General features: G+C 63.7%; 10 protein-coding genes. 9 read left to right on the forward strand and 1 reads right to left on the reverse strand.

All coding sequences use genetic code 11. The features are described 5' to 3' along the window. Positions 1-351: 351 nt before the first annotated feature. A complete protein-coding gene (locus F1609_RS33495) occupies positions 352-1002 on the reverse strand; it encodes a DUF4124 domain-containing protein (protein ID WP_167082195.1) in 651 nt (216 codons plus the stop codon). Between the two features lie 255 nt (positions 1003-1257). Here F1609_RS33495 and F1609_RS33500 point away from each other — a divergent pair, with 255 nt between their 5' ends. The 9 genes from F1609_RS33500 (at position 1258) to F1609_RS33540 (ending at position 9902) form a co-directional block, all read left to right on the forward strand. Next, positions 1258-2745, forward strand: a complete 1488-nt coding sequence (locus F1609_RS33500; RefSeq protein WP_167082197.1) for a B12-binding domain-containing radical SAM protein — start codon at positions 1258-1260, stop codon at positions 2743-2745. Between the two features lie 118 nt (positions 2746-2863). Then, positions 2864-3997 carry an MlaE family ABC transporter permease gene (locus tag F1609_RS33505; RefSeq protein WP_167082199.1) on the forward strand — a complete coding sequence of 378 codons (1134 nt, stop codon included), beginning with the start codon at positions 2864-2866 and terminating at the stop codon, positions 3995-3997. A gap of 56 nt (positions 3998-4053) precedes the next feature. Next, the gene (locus F1609_RS33510; RefSeq protein WP_167082209.1) at positions 4054-4869 is read left to right on the forward strand and encodes an ABC transporter ATP-binding protein; all 816 of its coding nucleotides are present in this window, start codon (positions 4054-4056) and stop codon (positions 4867-4869) included. A 3-nt stretch (positions 4870-4872) separates the two neighbouring features. Beyond that, positions 4873-5832, forward strand: coding sequence for an MlaD family protein (locus tag F1609_RS33515; protein ID WP_167082201.1), 960 nt, complete (start codon positions 4873-4875; stop codon positions 5830-5832). A gap of 8 nt (positions 5833-5840) precedes the next feature. After that, positions 5841-6509, forward strand: coding sequence for an ABC-type transport auxiliary lipoprotein family protein (locus F1609_RS33520; RefSeq protein WP_370661708.1), 669 nt, complete (start codon positions 5841-5843; stop codon positions 6507-6509). Beyond that, positions 6506-7690, forward strand: coding sequence for a VanZ family protein (locus tag F1609_RS33525; protein WP_167082205.1), 1185 nt, complete (start codon positions 6506-6508; stop codon positions 7688-7690). The genes F1609_RS33520 and F1609_RS33525 overlap by 4 nt, the downstream gene beginning before the upstream one ends. Positions 7691-7707: 17 nt before the next feature. Next, on the forward strand, positions 7708-8025 hold the full coding sequence (locus F1609_RS33530) for a (2Fe-2S) ferredoxin domain-containing protein (protein WP_054265111.1): 318 nt from the start codon (positions 7708-7710) through the stop codon (positions 8023-8025). 12 nt (positions 8026-8037) lie between these two features. After that, the gene (locus F1609_RS33535) at positions 8038-8703 is read left to right on the forward strand and encodes an alpha/beta hydrolase (RefSeq protein WP_370661709.1); all 666 of its coding nucleotides are present in this window, start codon (positions 8038-8040) and stop codon (positions 8701-8703) included. A gap of 53 nt (positions 8704-8756) precedes the next feature. After that, positions 8757-9902, forward strand: coding sequence for a D-alanyl-D-alanine carboxypeptidase family protein (locus tag F1609_RS33540; RefSeq protein WP_167082207.1), 1146 nt, complete (start codon positions 8757-8759; stop codon positions 9900-9902). Positions 9903-10011 lie beyond the last annotated feature (109 nt).

The following is a 10011-nucleotide window of genomic DNA, read 5'->3' on the forward strand; positions in this document are numbered from 1 at the left end:
CATCTTTCGATGCGCCGTGTTTCTTTTTTGTGAACATTTGATAATTTAAGTATTCAACGTCGCTTACGCTTCGTTGGCACCTTCATCAAACGCCCACACTTATCGACTGTTAATTGTTAAAGAACTTATTCGGTATTTCCATCTTGCCGCATGGTACGAAGCGTTGTGTTCGTTGCAGCAGAGAGGTGAGATTATGCAGCGTTTCGCGTTTCTCGTCAACCTCTTTTTGTTACTTCGCTTCTTTCGAAACGCCCCTGGACTGTCCTGCCAACTACTTGATTTCGCTAGCGTTTCAGCGGGGAGGCGAACTATAGCAAAGCGGCGGAATTTCCACAAGCCACCTTCGCCAAATTACTTCGGCTTGTAGGTGATCAGCGGCATGGCGACGTCCGCATTGTTGACGACATCATTGGCGCCACCCGACATGTCGATGGTTGCCTTTTCGCACCAGCGCACCTGGCCGGCAGTCCCTTGGGCCAGCACCTCGGCCATGGCTTCGTGAATCTTGGCCGCCACTTCATTCTGCACGGCGGTGCGCCGGGCCGGCGCCATGTCGGCCAGCGCGCGGCGCTGCTTCTCGATAAAGCTGCTGTTGCGCAGCGTCCAGCCATTGGCGGCAGTCACGAATTTCTTGCTCTGCACTGTTGCCTTGGAGCACACCGGCTCGAACTTGGCGGCCACTTCCGACATGAGCGACACCACCAGCACCGCATGCTGGAGTTCGGGCGACGGGATGCCGGCGGCCGAGATGCCATTGCCCGCGCCGTCGGCGCCGGCGCCTTTGGACGGCGGCGCAATCTTGGGCTGGGGCGGCACAGGACCTTCGACCGGACGCAGCACGGATCCCTTCATCACACTGACCTTGAGCTTCTCGCCGTTTTGCGGACGGTCGGAAAACGTGACTTTCCCATCCGGACCGACGGTCTTGTACAACTGCTGCGCGGACCCGGCAGAGCAGATCAGCGCGGCAGCGATGACAAAAATGGGCTGTAATTTATTCATGTGACAAAAAATGGCGTAACACTTCACGCGATGGCAACCGATTCATATACTAACGTAGCGCGGGGGCGGAATGCGTAAACATATTTCCTAAACGCACCTTTCTAAACTAAAACACAACAGCGTGGTGCTGGCGATCCTGTGAATGCAAGTTTTATGCCCGTGATATGTTACACAGCAGCAACGACACCCGGCGCAGGCCGGGCGTGAGCCGTGCGCACAGGTAGAATGTCAGCTTTTGCCGAACCCGCGCCCGCCATGACCATCCTGCTCTCGACCCTGAACGCCCGCTACGCCCACGCATCGCTGGGGCTGCGCTATCTGCTGGCAAACATGGGGCCGCTGCAGGAGCAGACCAGCCTGCACGAATTCGTGATCGGTGCCAAGACCACGGACATCGTCGAACGCTTGCTGGCGCAGTCGCCGCGCATCATCGGTTTCGGTATCTATATATGGAACGTGGAAGAAACCACCAAGGTCGTCGCCATGCTCAAGCGCGTCGCGCCGCAGGTCGTCATCGTACTGGGCGGACCGGAAGTGTCGCACGAGCCGGGCGAGCAGGAGATCGTGCGCATGGCCGACTACCTGGTGACCGGCTGGGGCGACGTGACCTTTCCCAAGCTGTGCGGCGAGATCCTGCACGGCCCCAAGCCGCTGATGAAGATCCACGCCGGCGTGCAGCCGCCGATGGCCGAGATCGCGATGCCCTACTCCCTGTATACAGATAACGACATCGCCAACCGCACCTTATATGTGGAAGCCTCGCGCGGCTGCCCCTTCAAGTGCGAGTTCTGCCTGTCGGCGCTCGACAAGACCGCCTGGCCGTTCGGCCTCGATACCTTTTTGGGCGAGCTCGAAACGCTGCACGCGCGCGGCGCGCGCCTGTTCAAGTTTGTCGACCGCACCTTCAACCTGAATATCAAGACCAGCCTGAAGATCATGCAGTTCTTCCTCGATAAGTTAGAGGCAAACCCGGACGACCCGGTCTACGCCCACTTCGAGCTGGTTCCCGACCACCTGCCCGACGCCTTAAAAGAAGGCATCCGCAAGTTCCCGCCGGGCGCACTGCAGTTCGAGATCGGCATCCAGAGCTTCAACCCGGCGGTGCAGGCGCTGGTGAGCCGGCGCCAGGACAACGCCAAGGCCGCCGAGAACATCCGCTGGCTGTGCGAACAGTCGCACGCCCACCTGCACGTCGACCTGATCGCCGGCCTGCCGGGCGAAGACATGGACAGCTTCGCGCGCGGCTTCGACCAGCTGGTGGCGCTGGGGCCGCACGAGATCCAGTTCGGCATCCTGAAACGCCTGCGCGGCACCCCGATCATCCGCCACACCGAAGAACATGGCCTGGTGTTCGACCCGTACCCGCCCTACACCATCCTGGCCACCAAACTGATCGATTTTGCGACCATGCAGCGCCTGGTGCGCTTTGCGCGCTACTGGGACCTGGTGGCCAACTCGGGACGCTTCGCGCATACGCTGGCGCACATCCTGGGCGCGTCGCCCTTCGCCAATTTCATGGCCTTCTCGGACTGGATCTACGCCAGGACCGATGCCACCCACCGCATCGCGCTCGACCGCCTGGCCAAACTGGTCACCCAATGGCTCGAGACGCGCGGCATGCCGCGCAGCGACGCCGAAGCGCTGGTCGGCAGCGATTACGCCGGCCGCGTCGACGCGCCGGCCGAGAAAGCCAAGCCGGTGGCGAGCGTGCCGCAACGCCAGGCACGCCACCTGGCTGCCTGACCATCCACGCGGCGCGGCGTGCATACAGGGGCCATGTAAACAGACGATTACACGCCCCGCGCCGACCCGCGCACGAACTCCTGTAGCGGTCGCGGCGATTCTCTTTTACACTGGCGCAATGCAGATTGAAAATGCGCCAACTTTAACCCTAAAACCGCCTGATGCAGGCTCGCCCCAATCGGTCCTCGCCAACGGGATCTGGCAGGTGCACGCGCTGGCCCAGTGCGGCGCCATCAAGACCATCAACGCCACCCTGGTCTCGCTCAAGGACAAACCGGACCTGAGCTGGGACCTGAGCCAGATCGTCCGCCTCGACCACATCGGCGCCCAGATGTTCTGGAACGCCTGGGGCAAGAAGCGCCCCGCGCAGCTGCAACTGGCCGAAAAACAGGAAGAACTGTTCAAGCGCATCGAAGAAGCCAGCAAGCTCGAACTGCCGCGCGTGCGCGCCAGCCGCTTCAACTGGGTCATGACCCTGGGCGCCGGCATGCTCAATTTCTTCGAGCACGCGCACGGCTTCATCCGCCTGATCGGCCAGGTGGTGCAGGACATCGGCCGCTTCATCCGCCATCCGATGACCGGGCCGTGGCGCGAAGTGTCGGCCAATATCTTCCACTCCGGCTTCCAGGCGCTCGGCATCACCGCGCTGGTGGGCTTTTTGATCGGGGTGGTGCTGTCCTACCTGTCGGCCCAGCAGCTGCGCATGTTCGGCGGCGATATGTACCTGGTCAACATCCTCGGCATGAGCGTGATCCGCGAACTGGGGCCGCTGCTGGCCGCGATCCTGGTGGCCGGCCGCTCCGGCTCCTCGATCACCGCGCAGCTCGGGGTAATGCGGGTGACCGAGGAACTCGACGCCATGCTGGTCATGGGCATCTCGCACGGCTACCGCCTGATCATGCCCAAGGTGGTGGCGCTGGCGATCTCGATGCCGCTGCTGGTGGTCTGGACCGACGCCATGGCCCTGATCGGCGGCATGGTTTCGGCCAAGGTCGAACTGAATCTGTCGGCAAGCTACTTCCTGCAAAAACTGCCGGACGCGGTGCCGCTGTCGAACTACATCATCGGCCTGCTCAAAGGGACCACGTTCGGCATGCTCATTGCGCTGGTATCCTGCCACTTCGGCCTGCGCATCAAACCGAATACCGAAAGCCTCGGGCGCGGCACCACCACCTCGGTCGTGACCGCGATCACGGTGGTGATCCTGGCCGACGCGGTGTTTGCCATTATTTTCAGCGGAGTCGGTTTCTGATGGACGAGCAAAAGACGGAACCACAAACCACCGCCCCCAAGCGCCAGCAACTGAACATGCGGCCCGACGAAGATGTCGGCCCGCCGGTGGTCCAGATCACCAAGCTGTGGACCAAATTCGGCCGCACCGTGGTGCACCAGGACCTGAGCCTGGATATTTACCAGGGCGAGATCCTGTCGATCGTGGGCGGCTCGGGCACCGGCAAGACCGTGCTGCTGCGCCAGATGCTCGGCCTCGAAACCCCCGCCCAAGGCTGCGTGCGGGTGTTCGGCGAAGACATCAGCGAGGCCGACGCCGACCAGCTGCAGCGCATGCGCAACCACTGGGGCATGCTGTTCCAGCAGGGCGCGCTGTATTCGGCGCTGACCGTGTTCGACAATATCGCCCAGCCCCTGCGCGAGCTGCGCGCCCTGCCCGAAGACGTGATCCACGACGCCGTGCTCCTGAAAATGAACATGGTCGGCCTGGGCATCGAGCACGCCAAGAAAATGCCATCGGACCTGTCGGGCGGCATGATCAAGCGCGCTTCGCTGGCGCGCGCGCTGGCGCTCGAACCGCAGCTGCTGTTCCTCGACGAGCCCACCGCAGGCCTCGACCCCGACCTGTCGGACGCCTTTGTCGCCCTGATCCAATCGCTGCACCGCGAACTGGGCCTGACCGTGGTCATGGTCACGCACGACCTGGACACCCTGTTCGCGCTGTCGACCCGGATTGCGGTGCTGGCCGAAAAACACGTGATCGCGATCGGACCGACACGCGACGTGCTGGCAGTGGACCATCCCTTCATCAAACAATTCTTCCTGGGTGCGCGCGGACAGCGCGCCCTCGAAGTGCTCGACGAATACGACGCCGAGCACGCACCGGAGCACTAGCATATGGAAAACAGATCGCACGCCCTGATGACAGGACTCTTCACGATTGCACTGCTGGTGGCCACGGTCCTGGCGGGCATCTGGTTCAACCGCGACCGGGTCGAGCGCGTGCCCTACCAGATCGCCACCATCCAGTCGATCCCGGGCCTGAACCCGCAGGCGGCGGTGCGCTACCGCGGGCTGGAAGTGGGCAAGGTCGACGCCATCAGCTTCGACACCAAAACCCCCGGCCAGATCCTGATCCACCTTGCGGTCGACGCCGAAGCGCCGGTCACCAGCACCACCTTTGCCACCCTGGGCTACCAGGGCGTGACCGGGATCGCCTTCATCCAGCTCGATGACGACAAGACCGGCTCGCCCCTGATGGCCAGCACCGAAGAAAAACTGGCGCGCATTCCGCTGCGTCCGGGCCTGCTCGACCAGTTAGAGAAACGCGGCCTGGTCATCCTCGACAAGGCCGAGGAACTGGCCACGCGCCTGGACGCCATGGCCTCCCCCGAAAACCAGAAGGTCATCCTGGACGCCTTCGCCGATGTGAGCAAGGCGGCCAATGCCTACGCCGCGATCCCGGCCAAGCTCGAACCGACCCTGGCGCGCCTGCCGCAACTGACCGCCAAGGCCGAACAAAGCTTCGCCGCGTTCGACACCTTCAGCAATAACGCCAGCACCATGACGCGCAGCTACACCAAGCTGGCCGACGACCTGCAGTCGCCCAACGGCGCCATTGCGCGCCTGAACAGCACCGTGGACCGGGTCGGCGGCTCGCTCGAAGCGGTCACCACCGACCTTGAAATGCAAACCCTGCCGCACTTCGTGGCCATGACCGACGAAGCGCGCACCTCGCTGCGGGCCGTGCGGCGCACCATGAATTCGCTCAACGACCGTCCGCAAAGCCTGCTGTTCGGCGCCGCGCCGCCGACCCCGGGGCCGGGCGAACCAGGTTTTACCGCACCGACCAAATGAGGACCATCGTGCATCACACCCCAACCCAGACCCCGACCCTGCCTGTCACCGTATCTGGCACACTGCGCCGCCTGCTGCTGGCGGCCGGCACCGGCGCCGCCCTGCTGCTGGCCGGCTGCGCCAGCGAAAAACCGGCCCAGAACACCACCTTCGACTTCGGCCCGGCCGCCAGTTCCGCGCAGTTTGTCCAAGCCGCGCGCGCCCCTATCGCCGCCATCGTGGTGGGCGACGTGACCGGCTCGGCGGCCCTCGACAGCGAACGCATGTTCTACCGCCTGAACTACAGCGATCCGCTGCAGGCGCGCGCCTACGCCAACAGCCGCTGGTCCGCCACGCCGCTGCAGATGGTGACCCAGCGCCTCAAATCGCGCATCGCGCAGTCCGGCGCCAAGGTATTGAGCGTGAGCGACGCCTCGGACGGCGTGCCGATCCTGCGCCTGGAAATCGACGACTTCAGCCACCACTTCGACAGCCAGGCAAGCAGCCACGGCCAGCTGGTGCTGCGCGCCTCGCTATTCCAGGGCCATAAACTGGTCGACCAGAAGACCTTCGACCGCAAGACCCCCGCCAGCAGTCTGGATGCCGGTGGCGGCGCGCGCGCGCTGGCCGGCGCCACCGACACGGTCGCCTCCGACGTCATCGCCTGGCTCGCCACGCTGCCGCTCAAAAAAGAATGACCGCGCCGGACGCGCCAGGGGCCCTTCCCGCAGCAGCGCCGCTCACGGCCGCCGTGCGCGGTTCTCCCGTGGCGCGCGCCTCGCTGCTGGCCTACATGCTGCTGATCGTGTACGCCAGCTGGTTTCCGTTTTCGGGCTGGCGCGGCAGCGGCCTGTCGCCCTTCATTTTCCTGACCCTGGCGATGCCGCAGTACTGGACCGGCTTCGACGTGATGGTCAACATCATCGGCTACATCCCGCTCGGCACCCTGCTGGTGCTGGCCATGTACCCGCGCGTGTGCGGCGTGTGGGCGGTGTTGCTGGCCGCCGTGTGCGGGGTGCTGGTCTCGGGCACGATGGAAGCGGTGCAGACCTACCTGCCCAGCCGCGTGCCATCGAGCCTGGACTTCATCACCAATTCGGCCGGCGCGCTGGTGGGCGCCATCATCGGCGCCCTGGGCGCGCGTTCTTTTCTGGACCAGAGCCGCCTGTATCAGCTGCGCCAGCGCTGGTTCGCGGCGCACGCCAGCCAGGGCCTGGTGCTGCTGGCCCTGTGGCCGCTGGCGCAGGTCTACCCGCTCGGCTATATGTTCGGCCACGGCCAGCTGCTGCCGATTTTTTCGGAATGGCTGTCGGCCTGGCTCGATGCCGACATCGACCTGGTCACCATGCTGCGCCCCGGCGCCGCCATGAGCGTGGAACAGTACTGGCTGTCGGAAACCATCATCACCGCCTGCGGCATGACCGGCGCCGTCCTGACCATGCTGTGCCTGCTGCGGCGCGGCGCCCCGCGCCTGTTCCTGATTGGCGCCATGCTCGGCGCGGCGCTGCTGACCAAGACCCTTGCCAGCTCCCTGCTGTTCAAGCCCGACAATGCGCTGGCCTGGATCACGCCCGGCGCCCAGGGCGGCTTTTTGATCGGCCTGATCATGCTGGCGGGCCTGGCGTTCGCGCCCGCAAAAGCGCAGCGGCGGCTGGCGGTGGTCACCCTCGTGCTCAGCCTGCTGGTGGTGAACACGATCCCGGTCAACCCCTACTTTAGTGCCACACTGCAAGGCTGGGTCCAGGGAAAGTTTCTTAACTTCAATGGCGCAGCGCAATTCCTCTCCCTGCTATGGCCGTTTTTTGCGATCTGGTTCCTGCTGCTGCCCTCGCATAAACTCAATCGGCGCGAAGAACGCGTATCATTGCGCCAGCCATAACAGAAACGGGAACCACCATGAGCGATACCCCTTACTTCGAGCAGCACGTCTTTATCTGCATGAATGTGCGCGAGGATGGACGCCAGTGCTGCGGCAAGCTCGGCGCCGAAATTGCCCAGAAGCACGCCAAGCGCCGCATGAAGGAACTGGGCCTGAACGGGCACGGCAAAGTGCGCATCAACCAGGCCGGCTGCCTCGACCGCTGCGACGAAGGCCCGGTGCTGGTGGTCTATCCGCAAGGCACCTGGTACACCTATGTCGACACCAGCGACATCGATGAAATCATCGACTCCCACCTGGTTGGCGGCAAAGTCGTCGACCGCCTCAAAATCTGACCGCTTCGTTACATGAACACTGCCACGCATAATTTGCTGAACAAGAACGCCGAAAAATTCACCCTGGCCGGCGGCGCCGGACCGATGGAATGCCTGCTCGACCTGCCTGCGGGCGCACCGCGCGGGATCGCCCTGGTGGCCCATCCGCATCCGCTGTACGGCGGCACCATGGACAACAAGGTGGCCCAGACCCTGGCGCGCACGTTTGTCGCGCTCGGCTACGCGGTGGCGCGCTTTAACTTCCGCGGCGTCGGCGCCTCGGCCGGCGTGCACGACGACGGCGCCGGCGAGACCGACGACATGGCGCTGATGCTGGCCCACATGCAGGCGCAGTATCCGGGACTGCCGGTGGCGCTGTCGGGCTTTTCGTTCGGCACCTTCGTGCAAGCCCAGTTGCAGCAGCGCCTGATGGCCGAAGGCCGTCCGGCCGAGCGCCTGGTGCTGGTCGGCAGCGCCGCCGGCAAATGGCCGATGCCCAAGGTGCCGGCCGACACCATCCTGATCCACGGCGAAGTCGACGACACCATTACCTTGACCCAGGTGCTGGACTGGGCGCGGCCGCAAGACATACCGGTCATCGTCATTCCTGGCGCCGACCATTTCTTCCACCGCAAGCTGGGCCACATCAAGACACTGGTGGTCCAACTGTGGCGGCGTGAGGGCGATACCCCACTATAGCCACTATAATTGGGCGCCCTTTTTTTGCACCACTTTTTTGAGTACTGATTCCCATGAGAAAACTTATTGCCGCACTGGCTGCCAGTGTCCTGGCGCTATCGACCGCCGTTGCGCAAACCATGCCGCCGCCGACCGTCGCCGCGCGCTCCTGGCTGCTGCTCGACGCCACCAGCGGGCAAGTCATCGCCTCGCAGGACCCCAACGCCCGCATCGAACCGGCCTCGCTGACCAAGATCATGACGGCCTACCTGACCTTTGCCGCGCTCAGGGAAAAGAAGCTGACCCTGAACCAGATGATCAACGTCTCGGTCAAGGCCTGGAAAGTCGACGCCAGCAGTTCCAAGATGTTCATCGACCCGGCGGTGCCGGTCTCGGTCGACGACCTGCTGCACGGCTTGATGGTGCAGTCGGGTAACGACGCCGCCGTGGCCCTGGCCGAAGCGGTAGCCGGCGACGAAAGCGCGTTCGTGTTCCTGATGAACCGTGAAGCCCAGCGCATGGGCCTGAAAAACACGCGCTTCGCCAACCCGCACGGCTTGCCGCACCCGGACAATTTCTCCACTGCGCACGACCTGTCGGTGCTGGCCGCGCGCGTGATCGCCGACTACCCGGAGTACTACAAGATCGACTCGGTCAAAAGCTTCACCTACAACAAGATCACCCAGCCGAACCGCAACCGCCTGCTGTGGCTCGACCCGACGGTCGACGGCATGAAGACCGGCCACACCGAAGCGGCCGGATTCTGCATGATCGCTTCGGCGCGGCGTCCCAACGGCAGCGGCCAGCGCCGCCTGATTTCGGTCGTGCTCGGCACCAATTCCGACCAGGCCCGTACGCAAGAAAGCCAGAAGCTGCTCAACTGGGGCTTCCAGAACTTCGACACGGTCAAGCTGTACGCCAAGGGCCAGGCGATCCAGACCCCGGAAGTCTGGAAAGGCTCGGCCAACTCGGTCAAGATCGGCTTTAACAGCGACGTACTGGTGACGGTGCCGAAAGGCGTGGCGGGCAAGATGAAGCCGGTGCTGGAACGCAACGACCCGCTGGTGGCTCCGCTGCCGCTCAACAGCAAAGTCGGCACCCTGAAGATGATGGTCGATGGCAAGCCGGTGCTGGAACTGCCGGTGGTGGCGCTGGAAGAAGTCCCGCAAGCCTCGATCTTCGGCCGCGCCTGGGACTCGATGCGCCTCTGGCTCAAATAAGCTGTAAAAGTTGCAAAACCGGGAACAGCCCCCAATGCGTTAACTTACGATCCGTCGCCCCCGCGCAGGCGGGGGTCCATAGCACCTTTGATCATACGTGCTATGGACC

It is taken from the genome of Massilia aquatica (genome assembly GCF_011682045.1).
Taxonomy (GTDB): Bacteria; Pseudomonadota; Gammaproteobacteria; order Burkholderiales; family Burkholderiaceae_D; genus Telluria_A; species Telluria_A aquatica.

Bases quoted from the DNA above. Each gene is read 5' to 3' on its own strand.
- F1609_RS33495 (WP_167082195.1), bottom strand. From the start codon at position 1,002: ATGAATAAATTACAGCCCATTTTTGTCATCGCTGCCGCGCTGATCTGC.
- F1609_RS33500 (WP_167082197.1), top strand. From the start codon at position 1,258: ATGACCATCCTGCTCTCGACCCTGAACGCCCGCTACGCCCACGCATCG.
- F1609_RS33505 (WP_167082199.1), top strand. From the start codon at position 2,864: ATGCAGATTGAAAATGCGCCAACTTTAACCCTAAAACCGCCTGATGCA.
- F1609_RS33510 (WP_167082209.1), top strand. From the start codon at position 4,054: ATGCGGCCCGACGAAGATGTCGGCCCGCCGGTGGTCCAGATCACCAAG.
- F1609_RS33515 (WP_167082201.1), top strand. From the start codon at position 4,873: ATGGAAAACAGATCGCACGCCCTGATGACAGGACTCTTCACGATTGCA.
- F1609_RS33525 (WP_167082205.1), top strand. From the start codon at position 6,506: ATGACCGCGCCGGACGCGCCAGGGGCCCTTCCCGCAGCAGCGCCGCTC.
- F1609_RS33530 (WP_054265111.1), top strand. From the start codon at position 7,708: ATGAGCGATACCCCTTACTTCGAGCAGCACGTCTTTATCTGCATGAAT.
- F1609_RS33535 (WP_370661709.1), top strand. From the start codon at position 8,038: ATGAACACTGCCACGCATAATTTGCTGAACAAGAACGCCGAAAAATTC.
- F1609_RS33540 (WP_167082207.1), top strand. From the start codon at position 8,757: ATGAGAAAACTTATTGCCGCACTGGCTGCCAGTGTCCTGGCGCTATCG.